Origin of the sequence: Kluyvera intermedia (assembly GCF_034424175.1) — a bacterium.
Classification (GTDB): domain Bacteria; phylum Pseudomonadota; class Gammaproteobacteria; order Enterobacterales; family Enterobacteriaceae; genus Kluyvera; species Kluyvera intermedia.
Genome location: NZ_CP139986.1, coordinates 1,506,030 through 1,524,605, shown reverse-complemented (window position 1 = coordinate 1,524,605; position 18,576 = coordinate 1,506,030). Strand labels below are relative to the sequence as shown.

The window sequence follows — 18,576 nt, the reverse complement described above, 5'->3', positions numbered from 1 at the left end:
GCATCACAGCAACTATTTACGAAACGACCACAGCGTCACCGCAATCCCTAGCACAGCAGAAATTGCCCCGCCGAGGAATACTGCCGGATAACCGAATGAGGTCGCCAGCATCCCCGCCAGTGGCCCGGAGACGCCGAGCGCGATATCCTGGAACGCGGCATAGCCACCAAGCGCCGTTCCGCGAACCTGCTGCGGAACACGTTTAACCACTTCAACGCCCAGCGCCGGGAAAATAAGCGAACAACCCGCGCCGGTCAATGCCGCACCGGACAACGCCACCCACTCGCTCGGCGCCTGCCACAGCAGCAGCAGGCCGACGGTTTCCACTAACAGCGAAACCACCGCCACCTTCACACCGCCAAAGCGATCCGGCATCCAGCCAAATAAAATACGCACCAGTACAAAGGTGCCGCCGAATGCCGTCAGGGTGAAGCCTGCCATCGACCAGCCTTTACTCATAAAATAGAGCGAGACAAAGGTGCCAATAACGGCAAAACCCACGCCTTGTAACGCCAGTCCCATCCCCGGCTTCCAGATAAGACCAATCACGCTAAACAGCGAAGGACGCTCTCCGGCCATTGCCGCAACCTTGCGTACCGTTCCGTTAAACGCCCACGCCAGCAGTGGCAGCATCATGGTCACACCGGCCAGCACAGCAAAACCGTAACGGCTATTGATAAACAACCCCAGCGGGGCGCCCACCGCTAATGCGCCGAAAATTGCCATACCGTTCCATGACATCACTTTGCCGGATTGTTTCGGACCCACCAGCCCCATTCCCCAGGTCAGGGTGCCGGTGAGCAGTTGGCTTTCACCAAAGCCCAGTATCAGACGGCCAACGATTAACAGCCCAAATTTGACCATCGTATCAACCGGCAATAGCGCCGCACCAAGCCAGGCAGCACCGGCAAACGCGCAGGCGAACATGCCCTGTAAGGCGGAACGTTTACCGCCATACTGATCGGCCAGACGCCCCGCGTAGCCACGGGTCAATACGGTAGCAAAGAATTGGATCCCTACGGCAATGCCAACCATCGTGTTGCCGTAGCCCAGTTCCTGATGCACAAACAGCGGAATGACCGGTAGCGGAATGCCGACGGTTAAATAGGTGAGAAACACCGCAAAGGCGATGCGAAACAATGAGAAACTTGATGAAGAAGAACGTTCTGTTTGGGTTACTGCGGTCATGCTTTACTCCAGAATGCTGAGTAAGGCGAGGATCTGTAGCCACGCCCCCTCTTACCTGTAAATCAGGATTAAGGTGCGTTGGTTGACGTTAAACGCTTACGCATTACCAGGAGGTAATGTTGAGCCGGGAGTTTGCCTGTTGTGCTGGGTCATTGTCAACGCATAAAAAAGGGAGCCAGCAGGCTCCCTTTTCACAGCGTTATCAGACTTACGCTTTCAGCTTGCGCATTACCAGCGTGGCGTTAGTCCCGCCGAAACCGAAGCTGTTAGACATCACAGTGTTCAGCTCACGGTCAGTCGCTTTAGTCACGATGTTCAGGCCTTCCGCTTTCTCGTCCATCTCGTCGATGTTGATACTTGGAGCCACAAAACCGTGTTCCAGCATCAGCAGGGAGTAGATAGCTTCCTGCACGCCAGCGGCACCCAGGGAGTGACCGGTCATTGCTTTGGTTGCGGAGATAGCCGGGCTGTTATCGCCAAACACTTCCTGAATCGCGCCCAGTTCTTTCACGTCGCCTACTGGAGTAGAAGTACCGTGGGAGTTCAGGTAGTCGATTGGGCTATCCACACCGTGCATCGCCATCTGCATGCAGCGCACAGCGCCTTCGCCTGATGGAGCAACCATGTCAGCGCCGTCGGATGTTGCGCCGTAACCAACGATTTCTGCATAGATATGCGCGCCACGTGCCAGAGCGTGTTCCAGCTCTTCAACCACGACCATACCGCCGCCGCCTGCGATAACGAAACCATCGCGGTGTGCGTCATAGGTACGGGATGCTTTGTCTGGCGTTTCGTTGTATTTGGTGGACAGTGCGCCCATTGCATCGAACTCACAGGCCATTTCCCAGCCCAGCTCTTCGCCGCCGCCAGCAAATACGATGTCCTGTTTGCCCAGTTGAATCTGCTCTACCGCATTACCGATGCAGTGCGCAGAAGTTGCACATGCAGAGCTGATGGAATAGTTCACGCCATGAATTTTGAACGGCGTTGCCAGGCACGCGGAAACCGCTGAGCCCATTGCTTTGGTGACCACATAAGGGCCAACGGCTTTCAGGCCACGCGGGCTACGCATAGCGTCTGCACCGAATACCTGTGCTTTAGAAGAACCACCGGAACCGGCGATCAGACCAACACGCGGGTTGTTCTGATAGTCTTCAGCTTTCAGACCGGAATCTTCAACAGCCTGCTGCATGGAGAGATAAGCATAGATTGAGGCATCGTTCATGAAACGAACCACTTTGCGGTCGATAAGACCGGTAGTGTCCAGTTTGACGTTACCCCATACGTGGCTACGCATTCCAGAATCTTTGAATTCTTGAGAGAAAGTGATCCCCGAGCGTCCTTCACGCAGGGATGCCAGGACTTCCTGCTGGTTGCTACCGATGCTGGAAACAATACCCAGGCCAGTAATCACTGCACGTTTCATTCAATACCTCTGTATGTCATTACTATTTTAAAGTTTCGAGTCGCAAGATAGCGTACACTTGTACGCCGAACAAGTCCGATCAGCAATTTTATGCAGAAATTTGCGCCAGCGGGCACGCATCGTTAAGATCGTCTGACTCCTTGCCGCACGAGTAACTTACGTGAAACAAAACGCCATACAATCAGCCAACCTCGAATTTAACAGTGAGGGTACACCTGTTTCCCGAGATTTTGACGACGTCTACTTCTCCAACGACAATGGTCTGGAAGAGACCCGCTATGTTTTTCTCGGCGGTAACCAGTTAGAAGTACGCTTCCCCCAACATCCGCATCCCCTGTTTGTGGTCGCGGAGAGCGGTTTTGGTACCGGCCTCAATTTTCTGACTCTGTGGCAAGCTTTTGATGCATTTAGCCGCCAGCATCCAGACGCTACGCTACAAAGATTACATTTCGTCAGTTTCGAAAAATTTCCACTGACGGCCAGCGATCTACATCTGGCACATCAGCATTGGCCTGAGCTTGCCCCATGGGCCGAACAGCTCCAGGCGCAATGGCCGTTACCGGTTGCCGGGTGCCATCGTCTGCTGTTAGATGGCGGACGCGTCACGTTGGATCTGTGGTTTGGCGATATCAATGAGTTGACTGATAAACTCGACGACTCATTTAACCAACAGGTAGATGCCTGGTTCCTCGACGGATTTGCTCCGTCAAAAAATCCAGATATGTGGACACCCACGCTGTTTGCCGCGATGGCTCGAACTGTACGTCCCGGCGGTACGCTTGCGACCTTCACCTGCGCGGGTTTTGTGCGCCGAGGGCTGCAAGAAGCGGGTTTCACCATGAGCAAATACAAAGGCTTTGGTCGTAAACGTGAGATGCTCATTGGCGAGATGACGCAACCTCAGCCCGATGCCGCGCGCGCGCCATGGTTTGCCCGTACCGGCACTGAGGCTCGCGAAGTCGCGATTATCGGCGGCGGTATTGCCAGCGCCCTGCTCTCTTTGGCCTTGCTACGTCGCGGCTGGGCGGTCACGCTGTATTGCGCAGATACGGCGCCGGCACAGGGCGCTTCCGGAAATCGTCAAGGGGCGTTGTACCCACTGTTAACCGGTCACGATGTTGCACTGGCGCAGTTTTTCCCCGCGGCATTCCTCTTTGCTCGTCGCCTGTATGATGCTTTACCCGTTGAATTTGACCATGAGTGGTGTGGCGTCACCCAACTGGGCTGGGATGAAAAGAGTGCGCAGAAAATCATCCAGATGCTGTCACTGGGCCTGCCCGAAGATATTGCCCGCGCGGTTTCCGACACTCAAATGCATGGCGCCATTGGTCTGGAAACCGGCTGCGGAGGGATTGAATATCCACTTGGCGGTTGGCTATGTCCGGCAGATCTCACTACCGCTGTTTTTGAGCAAGCACGGCAGCAGGGGCTTCAGGTTCATTGGGGTAAACCCCTCACGGCCCTTGAGCAACAAGAAACAGGCTGGCAGCTGCAATTCGAAGATGGACAAACAGCCCTCGCACCAGCCGTGGTGCTGGCGAGCGGACATAACATCAATCAGTTTACGCAGACAGAACATCTGCCGGTGTACGCCGTTGGCGGCCAAGTCAGCCATATTCCTACCACTGATAATCTGGCAAAGTTAAAACAGGTGTTGTGCTATGACGGCTATCTGACGCCACAAAATCCGCGCCATCAGCAACACTGTATCGGTGCCAGCTATCATCGCGGGGAGCGTGAAATGACGTTCAACGAAGAAGATCAGCAGGCTAACCGCCAACGGTTGATTGACTGTTTCCCGGACAAGGAATGGACGCAGGAAGTCGATGTTAGCGCTAACGAGGCGCGCTGTGGCGTACGTTGCGCCACCCGTGACCATCTGCCTATGGTAGGTAATGTGCCGGATTATGAAGCGACATTGCGTGATTATGCCTCTTTGCATGAAAGCCCACATGAGGCCCATTCCGCGCCGATTTATCCTAATCTGTTTATGCTGGGTGGCTTAGGTTCTCGTGGGTTGTGCAGTGCCCCATTAACCGCTGAAGTCCTGGCGGCGCAAATGAGCAATGAACCGCTACCGCTGGATGCAATCACGCTGGCAGGATTAAATCCGAACCGACTGTGGGTAAGAAAGCTACTGAAGGGAAAAGCGGTAAAATAAGACGGAGAATATTGCCCGGCAGCGATACCGGGCAATGGGCTTAATCAGGCTGAGTGTGAAGCCTTTTCGTACAGGGTATCCCACATCTCTTTCACTAAAGCCTGGTCGCGTGGGGAGAGTTCGCCCGCGCTGATGGCGGTTTCCAGACTCTGCGTGACGTTACGATACAGCGCATCAGCGTTGTGAACTTCGTCTTCTTCCAAATCGGCCACCGCCAGCGTCAGGTGGCCGCGCAAATAACCGCTGGCAAACAGCTCATCATCACTGGCGTGTTCCACCATATCGTCAATTAACGCCAGAATGCGTGCTTCAAACTCCGCGATCATCTTCTTTCCTCTTTGGGTAACACGGCCTTAGAGATCTTCCGGCCATGGGAACAGTTCCGCCGTTAAGGTCGGCGTATGATAATAATTCTGTAATGCTTTGATAAGTTTTGCCGGACGCGGTGGAATGCCTTCTTCAAGATAGGCCATCACCTGCGCGTGAACGCGCCGCTGAAAGATAATCCGGTCTGGCTCAAAATCGCCTTCAAGATTGTCGCAGCTAACGTTAAATGGGAAACCCGCCGCCACGCAGAACAACCAATCGAAAGCCTGCGGTTTCACCTCAACGTCTTCAAACTGCCCTTGCGTTTTGGCGTCACGCCCGTCCGGACAGTACCAGTAACCAAAATCGACCTGCTCGCGGCGAGCTTTACCGGCAATGCACCAATGGGAAATTTCATGCAACCCGCTGGCATAAAAACCGTGAGCGAAAACAATGCGGTTATACGGCACTTCGGCATCTGCGGGAAGATAGATCGGTTCATCGTCGCCTTTAATCAGACGAGTATTAAACTCTTCGGCAAAGCAGCCGTCGAAAATCGAAATCAGCTGCTGATAATCATGTGTTGTTGTCATTAGTTGATCCCTAACCATTGAAGAATTTCCTGTCCATGGCTGTCGTACAGTAGCTTGGCGCTCATCACCGCTGAGACGACCACAATCATTGGGCGAATCAGCTGTTGCCCTTTGCTTAACACTAAGCGTGAGCCCATTCGCGCGCCGAAGAATTGCCCGACCATCATCACAAAACCGGTCGCCCAAATCACCTTTCCGCCGATGATAAACAGCAGCAGGCCACCCAGGTTTGAGGTCGCATTCAGCACTTTGGCATGGGCGGTAGATTTGGCGAGGTTAAAGCCCATCAGGGTCACGAACGCTAGCGCGTAAAACGAACCGGCGCCGGGGCCAAAGAAACCGTCATAAAAGCCCACACAACCCCCTGCCACCAGCGCAAACGGAAGGCCATAAAGCCGCTGCTGGCGATCGGACTCGCCGAGTTTCGGCATCAGGAGAAAGTAGAGACCAATGCCGATAACCAGAATCGGTAGGATCTGGCGCAGAATGTCTGATTTCACATACTGCACCAGCAGTGCGCCAGTCATCGACCCGATAAAGGTCATCAGTATATTCAGCTTCTGATCTGCCAGATTCACCACCTTGCGGCGGACGAAGTAGAGAGAAGCCGACAATGAACCGCCACAGGCCTGGAGTTTATTGGTCGCCAGCGCCTGTGCAGGCGACATTCCTGCCGCCATCAATGCCGGAACGGTAAGTAAACCACCACCGCCCGCCAGAGCATCAATAAATCCAGCCAGGATGGCAACAAAGAAAAGTACCGCCAGCATGAGCGGTTCAACCATAAATAACGTGGAGAAACTGTCCATCAAAGTACGTGCTCATCCAGTAGCGCCTGGCAAGAAGGCGGCAACGGAGGCGGCGTCTTCTTCACAGGTTTAGTAGCGCCAGGTTTTGGCGGTTCGAACCAGCTTTGCAGCTCGGCACCACAGCCGTCTCCGGCTGGAGGGGCGGCCTGATCTTCACACTCAAGACTGTTCGCCGGGCATTTTAAACGGACATGCATATGCGCACGATGCTGGAACCATGGGCGTACTTTACGCAGCCAATCCCGATCGTTGCCCGCTTCAAGGCACAGTTGTTGTTTAATCGCCGGGTTGACGAAGATGCGCGTCACTTCCTGGTCTTCGGCGGCAAGCTTAATCAGTTGGCCGATTTCCGGTTTCCACAGCGTGGGCACTACGCGCTTGCCGTCAGCGCGGACTAAATCCAGCGCCTGAGGTTTGAGCAGTTGCGCAGAACTCCAGCGGTTTTTCGGTAATTGCAGGAAAATATCAACGTCCAGCCCACTTTGGTGGCTGGCGTGACCACCGTTAAAGCGCCCTCCGGCGGGCATACCCATATCACCAATCAGCATCGTGCCCATGCCATGTTGCTGAACCTGGTTACCCAGACGCTGAATAAACTGCACCAGTTCTGGATGGCCAAAGTAGCGACGCTGGTCGGTGCGCATTATCTGATAGGTATCTGACTGCATCGGTAGCGCCTGTGCGCCGACGATACAGCCGTTAGCAAATGCACCAATCGACTGGGCGCTGCCGCCTATCGGCTGAGCGATTTTTTGCCAGGGCGTTGCCGCCAGCGCCGTGCTGCTGGCTACCAGAGCCAGTAGCGCAATAACGGTTTTTTTCATGTTTACCAGCGTGGAATTGACGTCGTCACATCGGCGTTTTGCGCACGTTGGCGCATAAAGTGATCCATCAGGACAATAGCCATCATCGCTTCCGCAATAGGCACTGCACGGATACCCACGCAAGGGTCGTGACGACCTTTGGTGATCATCTCAACCTCTTCGCCAAAGCGGTCAATGGTGCGACCAGGAACCGTAATACTTGAAGTTGGCTTCAGCGCGATGTTAGCGACGATCTGCTGACCGCTACTGATACCGCCCAGAATACCGCCCGCATGGTTGCTCTGGAAACCGTCTTTGGTAATTTCGTCGCGATTCTGGCTGCCGCGCAATTTGACCACCTCAAAGCCGTCACCCATCTCAACACCTTTAACGGCGTTAATGCTCATCAGCGCATGGGCAAGGTCGGCATCCAATCGGTCAAAAACCGGCTCGCCGAGACCCGCAGGAACACCATCAGCCACCACGGTCACTTTCGCACCGATAGAATCACCCTCTTTCTTGAGGCCGCGCATTAACTCATCCAGCGCGTCGATTTTGTTCGGATCCGGGCAAAAGAAGGGATTTTGTTCCACCTGATCCCAATCTTTGATTTCCAGCGGGATCTCGCCCATCTGCGTCAGACAGCCACGGATAACGATGCCAAATTTTGCGGCAAGGAATTTCTTGGCGATGGCACCAGCGGCCACTCGCATCGCCGTTTCACGGGCAGAGGAACGACCACCACCGCGATAGTCGCGCAGGCCGTATTTTTGCTCGTAGGTATAGTCCGCATGCCCCGGACGGAAGACATCTTTAATGGTTCCGTAGTCCTGTGAGCGCTGATCGGTATTTTCAATCAGCAGACCAATACTGGTCCCTGTCGTTACCCCTTCGAACACGCCGGAGAGGATTTTTACCTGATCCGGTTCGCGGCGCTGAGTGGTATAACGCGAGGTACCCGGGCGACGACGGTCAAGGTCATGCTGTAGATCTGCCTCGGTTAACGGAATGCCTGGCGGCACGCCGTCGACGATGCAGCCCAAAGCCAGGCCGTGCGACTCGCCAAAGGTGGTTACGCGAAAGAGTTGTCCAATTGTATTTCCTGCCATCACGACTCCGTTATCGTTATTGTGTTGTTGTGTGCCGGAGCAATTAGTCTTTGTACTGCCCGAAATGGTTCTGCGCCGCCACCAGCTGCGCTTTAGTCAGCATAAAGACACCGTCACCGCCATTATCAAACTCAAGCCAGGTGAACGGAACATCCGGATATTGATCCATCAGATGTACCATGCTGTTACCCACTTCACAAATCAGAACACCGTCGTCAGTCAGATAATCCGGCGCACAGCCAAGAATGCGACGAGTCAAGTGCAGACCATCAGAACCCGACGCCAGACCCAGTTCCGGCTCGTGGCGATATTCTGACGGCAGATCGTCCATATCTTCTTCATCCACATACGGTGGATTGGTTACGATCAGGTCATATTGCAGCTGCGGCGCGTCGCGGAACAGATCGGAACGAATCGGCGTGACGTTATGAATCATGCCGTGTTCTTCGATGTTGTATTCGGTCACTGCTAGCGCATCAGGTGAAATATCAATGGCATCCACTTCCGCTTCCGGGAAAGCGTAGGCGCAGGCAATGGCGATGCAGCCGCTGCCAGTACACATATCCAGAATATGTTCAGGATGATGGTTGATTAAGCCAGCAAAGCGGTTGTTAATCAGTTCACCAATTGGCGAACGTGGTACCAGAACGCGGTCGTCAACGTAAAATTCGTGACCACAGAACCAGGCTTTATTGGTCAGGTAAGCGACCGGAATGCGTTCATTCACACGGCGGATGACGCGCTCAACAATCAGCTGCTTTTCGCTGGTCGTCAGGCGGGCAATACGCATATCTTCAGGGATGTCCAGCGGCAGGTACAGCGTAGGCAGAACCAGCTGTACGGCTTCATCCCATGGGTTATCGGTACCATGGCCGTACCAGATATTGGCCGCGCTAAAGCGGCTCACCGCCCAGCGCAGCATGTCCTGAATGGTATGCAGCTCATTGACTGCTTCTTCAACAAATATCTTATCCACGTTGTTCTCCAGGGCATGCTTCGGGGTAAATTCGGCGGCTAGTTTGCCATGAAGACGGCGATAAATCAGCATTCTTGCGCAGGGCTTGTGGCAAAAAAGCGTTTTCGCTGCATGAAGTACCGTGAAAAGGTAAACTGATGGAAAAAATGAATGAGAAGAATCAATGAAAAAGAAAAACTCTCTGAGCGAGGAGGATCAGGCGCTGTTTCAACAGTTAATGACGGGCACCCGCAAAATAAAGCAGGATACGATTGTCCATCGCCCGCTGCGTAAAAAAATTAGTGAAGTTCCGCCCAAGCGCCTGTTGCAAGAGCAGGTCGATAACAGTCACTATTTTTCCGATGAATTCCAACCGCTGCTGAACACCCTGGGCCCAGTAAGATACGTGCGTGAAGGCGTCGACCATTTTGAGCTTAAAAAACTGCGACGTGGTGATTATTCCCCGGAGCTGTTTCTTGACCTGCACGGTTTAACGCAAACACAGGCTAAGCAGGAGTTAGGTGCGCTTATCGCCGCCTGTCGCCGGGAACATGTGTTTTGTGCCTGCGTGATGCATGGCCATGGGAAGCATATTTTGAAGCAGCAGACGCCGCTGTGGTTGGCACAGCATCCGCACGTGATGGCATTTCATCAGGCGTCAAAAGAATACGGCGGTGATGCCGCGCTGCTGGTGTTGATAGAAGTGGAAGAGTGGCTACCGCCAGAATTACCGTAGTGCGATCGCCGAAGTCGCCAAAAGTTCCTCGGTCGGTGTAGCCCGACCGAGCGGAGCGACACCGGGATTGTGAACCGAGTTCCCCGGGGTCGGCGTAAACGCCTCGCCCGGGCTACCGTTAAATCGCTTTCGCCATTTTCAGGTTGCAAGGGCTCATTTGCCAGTTCAGCACACCTTTCCCCTCAGCATCCAGCGTCACGCTGGCGATGGCGGAGGTGGTAAACATTGGCGGCACTTCGCCTGGGCAAAGTTCAGCGACAAGATAACCGACCAACGGCAGGTGAGAAATCACCAGCACCGATGCGGTACCCTCATTGGCTAACGCTTGCAGGTAAGCGCTCACAAGGCCGATATCGCCGCAAGGCGTCAGCTCCTGCAAGACATCAACCTCTTTTGGCAGGTTCATACACTCCCCCACCACTTCCAGCGTTTGTTCTGCACGCAGATATGGGCTGACCAGAATGCGGTCAATATCCACTTTTTGGCCTTTCAGCCAGGTTGCCATCTGACGAGATTCATCACAACCACACCCGGTGAGAGGACGAACCGAATCACTCGCTGCATCGAGAGCAGCGTCGCCGTGACGCATTATAAAAACTTGCATATTGCACCGCTTTTGTTAACCAGAAGCACCTGCGTCACCATGACGGTGACGCGGTAGCCGGGCATTGTGCCTTATCCATTCACTGAAAGAAACGCCGTTTTTTACCTTACTGGCGTAAGTATAGTCAACATTTGTTTACAAAATAGCCAGAATCCGCATATTTCATCCGGGCTATCTAACTTTGACCATCATTCAGTGAATCTGTTTTATGACCTGGCCAAAAGGTCAGTCCGCGCTCAGCTCGCTGAACAAGCGCTTCACAAGGCGTGAATCGCGAACCGTACTGGGTAGCCAATCGTTGCAACCGGGCAACCACTTCACCCGCGCCTAATGAATCCATATAGCGCAGCGGGCCACCGAGGAACGGTGGAAAACCAATACCAAAGACCGCGCCAATGTCGCCGTCACGAGCGCTGCGTACGATACCTTCATCCATGCAGCGCGCGGCTTCATTGAGCATTAACATCACGCAACGCTCGGTAATTTGCTCGGCCGAATACAGGCTACGACGCGCCTCCATTCCAGCAAGGGAATAGACCGCTTTATCGACCTGTTTCTTGCTTTTACGCCCTTTCACACCATAAAGATAGAAACCCCGACCATTTTTTCTACCTTTGCGATCGTCATTCAAAATTGCCTGAATCAGGCTTGCAGGTGCACTGAATCGCTCGCCATAAGCCGCTTCCAGAATCGGCAGAATTTTGGTTCCTGTATCAATTCCCACCTCATCCAATAATTGGATAGGGCCTACCGGGAAACCAAATTTAACCAGTGCATTATCAATTGCTTCGACACTTTCGCCCTCAACCAGAATGCGCATGGCTTCCGCAATGTAAGGTGCCAGAATACGGTTAACGTAAAACCCGGCCTTATCCGCAACAACAATCGGTGTTTTACCCTGTTTCTTCGCAAGTTTTACGGTAGTGGCAATCGTCTGTTCAGAGGTGCTGGCATGCGGGATAACTTCCACCAGCGGCATTTTTTCAACCGGGCTGAAAAAGTGCAGGCCGATAACCCGCTCAGGGTTCTGAGCCATGGCAGCAATATCACCAATCGGTAAAGATGAGGTATTTGAGGCAAAAATAGTGTGAGGTGCGCAATATTGCTCAACTTCACTGACCATCTTTTGTTTCAAGGTTAAGTCTTCAAACACTGCTTCAATGACCAAATCGCGATGAGCAAAGCCTCGATAATCCGTTCCACCCGATATCAATGCCAGTTGAGCGTCGCGCTCGGCGGCTTTCAGATGGCGGCGACGCACTTTTTGATCGAGCTGATCCCAACTATATTTGAGCGCATGGTTAATACCATTCGCATTGATATCTTTTATACGTACCGGCAGCTTACCCTTGACCGCCGTGACGTAAGCAATGCCGCCACCCATCAGGCCGCCACCCAGAATACCGACCGAACGCAGCGGCCCGGCTTCCACGCTCGCCCCCGGATCTTTTTTGATATCGGTGCTGGCAAAGAAAATGTTGCGCAGCGCTTGTGACTGCGGCGTCATGGCCAGCTCACCAAAAGCGCGCGCTTCGGCTTCATAGCCGCTACTGGAGCCCTGAGCCAGACCGGTTTCAATCACCTGGAGAATTTTATCCGTTGCCGGGTAATTGCCCTGAGTTTTCTGCGCGGTCTTCTTAGTCGCCATGCTGAACAGCAAACGGCGCCCCAGTGGTCCGGCAAGAATACGTTCACGTACCGGTAAACGGCGGTTTTCGTGCCGAGGTTTTCGCGCCAGTTCGGCGGCTGCCTCCAGTAATATCGACTGCGGAACCACCTCATCAACCAGACCGGTTTTGAGCGCCTGTCGGGCACGCAACTGCTTACCAGTGAGGATCATATCCAGCGCCGTACTGACGCCAACCAATCGCGGCAAGCGTTGGGTACCACCTGAGCCAGGCAGCAGACCGAGCTGCACCTCCGGCAAACCCAACACTGTACGACCATCATCAGAACAAATACGCGCATGGCATGCCAAAGCCAGCTCAAGCCCACCGCCGAGACAAGCACCATGAATGGCGGCGACAACCGGAATCGACAAGCTGTGAAGCTCAGCCATGACCTGCTGACCCTGACGGGCCAGGGCTTCGGCCTCCTGAGCCGTTTGACAGCGGCCAATCATATTGATATCCGCCCCGGCAATAAAGTTGTCGGATTTGGCAGAAATAATCACCACGCCTTGTAGCGTTTTGTTTTCCCTGATTTGTTTGAGGATAGCGCGAACCTGACCGCCAAACTCCGCCTTCAGGGTATTCATCTTCTCATCGGGTACATCAATGGTAACCACCGCGACGTTATCCGGACGGACGGTGAGCGTAAATGCAGATTTCATGTCCATTATTCAGCCTCCAGAACCATCGCCGCACCCAGTCCACCTGCCGCACAGGCGGTCACTAGCCCAAAGCCGCCGCCACGACGACGTAATTCATTGAGCGTTTGAGTGATCATGCGCGCACCGGTTGCTGCAAATGGGTGCCCATAGGCAATTGAGCCACCCAGCACGTTAAATTTACTTTCATCTACCACGCCAGTGGCATGACTACGCCCCAGGACCTCGCGGGCAAATTTCTCACTCGCCAGGCATTGAATATTGGCGAGGGTTTGCGCGGCAAAAGCTTCGTGCATATCAATAAGCGTCAGATCGGCAAAACTCAATCCGGCACGTTCCAGCGCCAGCGGAGTTGACCAGGCCGGCCCCAGCAGCATGTCTTGCCAGACATCAATGGCGGTAAATGCGTAGCTGCGCAGATAACCTAACGGTATCAGTCCCAGCTCTTTGGCACGCGATTCGGTCATCAGGATAACCGCCGCTGCACCATCGGTTAATGGCGTGCTGTTGGCTGCCGTCACCGTGCCATGCTGGCGGTCAAAAGCAGGACGCAGCTTAGCGTAGTCAGCAAGCGTTGAGTTGCCGCGAATATTGTTATCTTGTTCAAGTGGGGTTTTGAACGGCGGTGTGTAGGCCGTCATTACTTCATCACTGAGTTTCCCCGCAGCCCAGGCCTGTGCCGCTAATTGGTGCGAGCGGTTGGCTAGCGCATCTTGTTGTTCGCGGGTAATACCATATGTTTTCGCCATCTGTTCCGCGGTATCCCCCATCCGAAGACCGGTTGAGTACTCAGCAACCGCAGGAGGGACGGGCATGAGATCGCGAAGACGCAGGCGGGAGAATAGCTTGAGCTTTTGCCCCAGGGTACGGGCTTTATTGGCATCTACCAGCGTGCGCGCTAGCGTTTTACTGACACCAATCGGCAGAACGGAAGATGAATCAGCCCCCCCAGCAATACCTGCGCGAATCGTCCCAGCCATTAAACTTTCGGCCACGTTTGCCACCGCCTGAAAACTGGTTGCGCAGGCACGGCTGACACTATAAGCATCGGTATGCACATTCATGCCGGTACCGAGCACAATCTCGCGGGCAATATTGGGCGCAGCTGGCATTTGTACCACCTGACCAAAGACCAGTTGCTCAATCACGTCTGGGGAAATTTCGCTGCGCGCCAGCATTTCGCCCACCACCATTTTGCCGAGATCCACGGCGGGTACACCATGAAAAGCGGTCGCCTGACGGGCAAACGGGGTGCGTAACCCACTCACAATAGCAATGCGATCGCCCTGGCGGGTGATTAGCGGTAGCGCCTGACTCATAACTCTCCCCTGTTATCAAAATCGACCAAGTGGTCTGACCTGATAACATTCTTAACTAATTTTTTACACTTAGCCAATCAAAGAGAAGGAAAATTGGGAGCTAAAACACATTGAGAACAAAAGAAAACGCCCCAGTGGCAAAAGCAACAGGGGCGTTGGTAAAGATGGCTCGCCGTCAGGCGATTAACGCAGACCGAGCTGGAAGATCAGCGTTTCAGCTTCACAAGCAAAGACGAAATCGATATCCAGCTGCACGCCACCGTCCACTTCTTTAAAAGTAGAGGTAATTTTGCACGGTTCAGATTCGACTTCACGCGCTTTTTCGCTCAGCGCAGCGAGAGTCGCTTCAGCGTCTGCACGATTAGCAAATACGCGGCTGTAAGATGCGGTGGTATCGGTATTATCCATAATGGTACCCACATCCATGCAGCAGCAAACTGGGGTTTCATCAGCACTACATTTACTCATTGCAGATTTCCTCTGTTTTGTGCACCTAAGGTGCCAGATAAACTATGTGCCTATTTTACGCCCGCCCGCGGCCCCTCTCCAGTCGTTAATGGTGCGAAAGCCGTTAAGTGACCGAAATCACAATTAAAAATGATCTAAAACAATTTTAGGGGTGGGTTACCTATGACCATACCCGCATTTTTGCCAACCAGATCTCGTTTCAAACAACATCTTTGAAAATATTAATAAACAATATTGCAACATACCATCTGGTCAGACCTATACTCTCGTCACTGGTCTGATTTCTAAGTTGTAGTCCAGCCCCTACACTTCGCGCTTCTGTTACTACATGTAACATTGTTTGTATAAAAATAACTCAATGAGGTTATGGTCATGAGCCAAAAAACCCGTTTCACGAAGTCTGCTCTTGCTGTTGCAGTGGCACTTGTTTCAACCCAAGCCTGGTCAGCAGGTTTCCAGCTTAATGAATTCTCATCCTCTGGCCTGGGCCGCGCCTATTCAGGTGAAGGTGCTATCGCAGATGATGCGGGTAATGCCAGCCGTAACCCGGCGCTGATTATGATGTTCGACCGCCCAACGTTTTCTGCCGGTGCGGTTTACATCGACCCCGATGTGAATATTTCAGGTAAGTCTCCGTTATCAGGTAACAGCACTAACGCCGACAACATCGCGCCGACTGCATGGGTACCTAACGCACACTTTGTCGCACCCATTAACGATCAGTTCGGTTGGGGTGCATCCGTCACCTCTAACTATGGCCTGGCGACTGAATTTAACAATAGCTATGCGGCCGGGATGTACGGCGGCAAAACCGACCTGCAAACGGTCAACCTTAACCTGAGCGGTGCATATCGTCTAAGCAGCAACTGGAGCTTCGGTCTGGGTTTTGATGCGGTCTACGCGAAAGCTAAAATCGAACGCTATGCGGGTGAAGCAAGCGCTCTCGTGCCACCAGGCTATGGCTCGGCAGTCGGCATTACTGGCCCGGACTCACAGATTGCTCACCTGAAGGGTGACGAATGGGGTTATGGCTGGAACGCCGGGATTTTGTACGAGCTGGATAAAAATAACCGTTGGGGTCTGACCTACCGTTCAGAAGTCAAAATTGACTTTGATGGCGATTATAAGAGTTCCATTACCAACCTTGGCAACCAGCTGCTCGGCTCTGCGGGGATTAGCGGCCTGCCAGTCGGCACCGGCGGTGCCACCGTCCCAGGTTCTTTGACGCTGAATCTGCCTGAAATGTGGGAAATTTCCGGTTATAACAAAGTCGATCCACAGTGGGCTATCCACTACAGTATCGCCTACACCAGCTGGAGTCAGTTCCAGGAGCTGAAAGCGACCGGTTCAAACGGTCAGCAACTGTTCTATAAGGAAGAAGGCTTCAAAGATGCTTATCGCATCGCACTGGGTACCACCTATTATCACGATAAAAACTGGACCTTCCGTACCGGTATTGCGTTCGATGATAGCCCGGTTCCAGCTGACAACCGCTCTATCTCCATTCCGGACCAGGACCGTTTCTGGCTGAGCGCCGGTACCACCTATGCGTTTAACGAAGATGCGTCTATCGACGTAGGTGCTTCCTATATGCATGGGCAAAACGTCACCATTCAGGAAGGTAATTACACCTTCAAATCAACAGGTAAAGCCTGGCTGTTCGGGACTAACTTCAACTATCGCTTCTGATAGTCTGCCAATACAAAAAAGGGTGAACATGATGTTCACCCTTTTTTATTGCCGCAGATTCGTTACTCCGAATCAATATCCTTCAGATCGCCTTCAATCGCCTGCGCGTTCGGGTTCTCTTCCGGTTTCAGCTTGCCGCCGTTAGCAATAAAGTCATGTTGCTGGAAGTAAGCTTCGCGTACCAGAATGTAAGGATCCGAAGACTGGCGTAACAAGCCATCCGAGTCAAGCAACTGGGCGCGCGTTTCCACACCTTCGACCATCCACTTACCAATCGACATCGGCCATGTCAGCCAGGAGAGTACCGGATAGGTTGTATCAGCCATATCACCGCCGTCCTCACGCAGCGTGAAGCTGCCGTAGAACGGAAGTTGCAGATACGGGCCATAACCGACGCCATAATGCCCCAACGTGCTGCCAAAGCGATGCGGCTGGACGCGTTGCAATTTAGGGTTAGCCATACCGGCTACATCAATAAAGCCGCCCATACCCAGAACGGTGTTCAGGAAGAAACGGGTAAAGTGAACCATCCCCTGATACGGGTCGCCCTGCAGGAAGGAGTTGACCATTACCGCAGGTTCTTCCAGGTTGCTGGTAAAGTTGCCCAGACCATTACGCGCTGGCTGCGGTACATAATCACGCCACGCCACGGCGACCGGGCGAACAATGTACGGATCCAACACATCAAAGTTGAAGCTGTACATCGTGCGGTTAAATCCTTCAAATGGGTCTGAACGTCCCTGCTGTTCTGTTCCGGAACTCGCACAGCCCACCAGCAGAGTGGTACCCAGCGCAAGCGCCGACAGGCGAAGCTTCATAAATGTCTCCCTGTTAATTATGGCTATCGCTGATTGCCATCCATGACGGTACGCTCGCGTATCCGCCTGTTTAGATGTGAGCGATTGTAACAGCCCATAGAACGATGTCTATATAGCCAATTTCGTTGATTTGATCATAGCCTGGTAACGCCAGCACCGTGGCGCTTCTATTCTAACGAATAGAAGATAATCTACGTGGCGATTTTAGCTATTTAAGAATATCTCTACCTGTAAGACAGGCATAAGCCGCTACGCTTAAGCTATACGTGCTTATTTCAGGTGATCAGCAATGGATAATCTCAATAAAGAGAAGATAGACCGTCACAGCGACGAAATAGAAGTTGAGAGCGAAGAAAAAAAGACTGGCGAGAAAATAGAGGTTGATGAAGACCGACTCCCCTCCCGTGCGATGGCGATTCATGAACACATACGCCAGGAAGGTGAAAAGGAGATGGAGCGTGATGCCATGGCGCTGCTATGGTCAGCCATCGCCGCGGGTCTCTCCATGGGAGCCTCATTGCTAGCAAAGGGTATTTTTCACGTCCAACTAGAAGGCGTGCCCGGCGGTTTTTTGCTGGAAAATCTTGGTTACACCTTTGGTTTTATTATCGTCATTATGGCCCGCCAGCAGCTGTTTACTGAAAACACCGTAACCGCCGTATTACCCGTCATGCAAAAACCTACCCTCGGTAATGTGGGGCTACTGTTGAGACTTTGGGGCGTGGTACTGATGGGGAATATTATCGGTACCGGTGTTGCGGCATGGGCGTTTGAATATATGCCTATTTTTGATGAACCTACACGCGATGCCTTCACCAAAATCGGCATGGATGTGATGAAGAACAGCCCAACGGAAATGTTTTCGAATGCGATTATCTCAGGCTGGCTTATCGCCACCATGGTCTGGATGTTTCCCTCCGCCGGGGCCGCAAAAATTGTCGTCATTATCCTGATGACATGGCTTATCGCGCTGGGAGATACCACGCATATCGTGGTGGGCTCGGTTGAAATACTCTATCTCGTCTTTAACGGCACCCTGCACTGGAGCGACTTTATTTGGCCTTTCGCCCTGCCAACGCTTGCCGGGAATATCTGCGGCGGAACCTTTATTTTCGCACTGATGAGCCACGCTCAGATCCGCAATGATATGAGCAATGCGCGTAAAGAAAAGGCGCGTTTACAGGCAAAACAGGGAGAAAAACAACCGAAAGGTGAGAATAATCAAACCTAAGTGGCGACTGTTTGAGCAGTCAAGCGGTGGCG

General features: G+C 53.0%; 17 protein-coding genes. 4 read left to right on the top strand and 13 right to left on the bottom strand.

Features of this window, described 5'->3' with window-relative positions:
• Positions 1 to 12 precede the first annotated feature (12 nt).
• On the bottom strand, positions 13 to 1,188 hold the full coding sequence (locus U0026_RS07375) for an MFS transporter (protein ID WP_062772705.1): 1,176 nt from the start codon (positions 1,186 to 1,188) through the stop codon (positions 13 to 15).
• A 208-nt stretch (positions 1,189 to 1,396) separates the two neighbouring features.
• Positions 1,397 to 2,614, bottom strand: coding sequence for a beta-ketoacyl-ACP synthase I (fabB, locus tag U0026_RS07370; RefSeq protein ID WP_062772708.1), 1,218 nt, complete (start codon positions 2,612 to 2,614; stop codon positions 1,397 to 1,399).
• Positions 2,615 to 2,774: 160 nt separating this feature from the next.
• On the opposite strand from fabB, the gene mnmC reads away from it, so the two are divergent.
• Positions 2,775 to 4,775: a bifunctional tRNA (5-methylaminomethyl-2-thiouridine)(34)-methyltransferase MnmD/FAD-dependent 5-carboxymethylaminomethyl-2-thiouridine(34) oxidoreductase MnmC gene (gene mnmC, locus U0026_RS07365; RefSeq protein ID WP_062772711.1), complete on the top strand. Its 2,001-nt coding sequence runs from the start codon at positions 2,775 to 2,777 to the stop codon at positions 4,773 to 4,775.
• A gap of 44 nt (positions 4,776 to 4,819) precedes the next feature.
• On the opposite strand, the gene U0026_RS07360 is transcribed toward mnmC, so the two are convergent.
• The 6 genes from U0026_RS07360 to prmB are packed head-to-tail and all read right to left on the bottom strand — an operon-like array spanning position 4,820 to position 9,371.
• The gene (locus U0026_RS07360) at positions 4,820 to 5,101 is read right to left on the bottom strand and encodes a YfcL family protein (RefSeq protein WP_062772714.1); all 282 of its coding nucleotides are present in this window, start codon (positions 5,099 to 5,101) and stop codon (positions 4,820 to 4,822) included.
• Positions 5,102 to 5,128: 27 nt separating this feature from the next.
• Positions 5,129 to 5,674, bottom strand: coding sequence for an elongation factor P hydroxylase (locus tag U0026_RS07355; protein WP_062772717.1), 546 nt, complete (start codon positions 5,672 to 5,674; stop codon positions 5,129 to 5,131).
• A complete protein-coding gene (locus U0026_RS07350; protein ID WP_062772720.1) occupies positions 5,674 to 6,483 on the bottom strand; it encodes a sulfite exporter TauE/SafE family protein in 810 nt (269 codons plus the stop codon). Before U0026_RS07350 ends, U0026_RS07355 begins: the two co-directional genes overlap by 1 nt.
• Entirely contained in the window at positions 6,483 to 7,307 is an 825-nt protein-coding gene (gene mepA, locus U0026_RS07345; RefSeq protein WP_062772723.1) for a penicillin-insensitive murein endopeptidase, read from the bottom strand. Before mepA ends, U0026_RS07350 begins: the two co-directional genes overlap by 1 nt.
• A gap of 2 nt (positions 7,308 to 7,309) precedes the next feature.
• Positions 7,310 to 8,395, bottom strand: a complete 1,086-nt coding sequence (gene aroC / locus U0026_RS07340; RefSeq protein WP_062772726.1) for a chorismate synthase — start codon at positions 8,393 to 8,395, stop codon at positions 7,310 to 7,312.
• Positions 8,396 to 8,438: 43 nt separating this feature from the next.
• Positions 8,439 to 9,371, bottom strand: coding sequence for a 50S ribosomal protein L3 N(5)-glutamine methyltransferase (prmB, locus tag U0026_RS07335; RefSeq protein WP_062772815.1), 933 nt, complete (start codon positions 9,369 to 9,371; stop codon positions 8,439 to 8,441).
• Positions 9,372 to 9,534: 163 nt separating this feature from the next.
• On the opposite strand from prmB, the gene smrB reads away from it, so the two are divergent.
• On the top strand, positions 9,535 to 10,086 hold the full coding sequence (gene smrB, locus U0026_RS07330) for an endonuclease SmrB (protein ID WP_062772729.1): 552 nt from the start codon (positions 9,535 to 9,537) through the stop codon (positions 10,084 to 10,086).
• A gap of 118 nt (positions 10,087 to 10,204) precedes the next feature.
• On the opposite strand, the gene sixA is transcribed toward smrB, so the two are convergent.
• From sixA to U0026_RS07310, 4 genes are all read right to left on the bottom strand, one after another.
• A complete protein-coding gene (gene sixA / locus U0026_RS07325) occupies positions 10,205 to 10,690 on the bottom strand; it encodes a phosphohistidine phosphatase SixA (protein ID WP_062772732.1) in 486 nt (161 codons plus the stop codon).
• A gap of 175 nt (positions 10,691 to 10,865) precedes the next feature.
• Positions 10,866 to 13,028: a fatty acid oxidation complex subunit alpha FadJ gene (gene fadJ / locus U0026_RS07320; RefSeq protein WP_062772735.1), complete on the bottom strand. Its 2,163-nt coding sequence runs from the start codon at positions 13,026 to 13,028 to the stop codon at positions 10,866 to 10,868.
• Entirely contained in the window at positions 13,028 to 14,338 is a 1,311-nt protein-coding gene (gene fadI, locus U0026_RS07315; RefSeq protein ID WP_062772737.1) for an acetyl-CoA C-acyltransferase FadI, read from the bottom strand. Before fadI ends, fadJ begins: the two co-directional genes overlap by 1 nt.
• Positions 14,339 to 14,521: 183 nt before the next feature.
• A complete protein-coding gene (locus U0026_RS07310) occupies positions 14,522 to 14,806 on the bottom strand; it encodes a YfcZ/YiiS family protein (RefSeq protein WP_062772740.1) in 285 nt (94 codons plus the stop codon).
• Between the two features lie 372 nt (positions 14,807 to 15,178).
• On the opposite strand from U0026_RS07310, the gene fadL reads away from it, so the two are divergent.
• A complete protein-coding gene (fadL, locus tag U0026_RS07305; protein ID WP_062772743.1) occupies positions 15,179 to 16,495 on the top strand; it encodes a long-chain fatty acid transporter FadL in 1,317 nt (438 codons plus the stop codon).
• 62 nt (positions 16,496 to 16,557) lie between these two features.
• On the opposite strand, the gene mlaA is transcribed toward fadL, so the two are convergent.
• On the bottom strand, positions 16,558 to 17,313 hold the full coding sequence (gene mlaA, locus U0026_RS07300) for a phospholipid-binding lipoprotein MlaA (protein ID WP_062772746.1): 756 nt from the start codon (positions 17,311 to 17,313) through the stop codon (positions 16,558 to 16,560).
• A 289-nt stretch (positions 17,314 to 17,602) separates the two neighbouring features.
• On the opposite strand from mlaA, the gene U0026_RS07295 reads away from it, so the two are divergent.
• A complete protein-coding gene (locus tag U0026_RS07295; RefSeq protein ID WP_062772749.1) occupies positions 17,603 to 18,544 on the top strand; it encodes a formate/nitrite transporter family protein in 942 nt (313 codons plus the stop codon).
• The last annotated feature ends 32 nt before the right edge of the window (positions 18,545 to 18,576 follow it).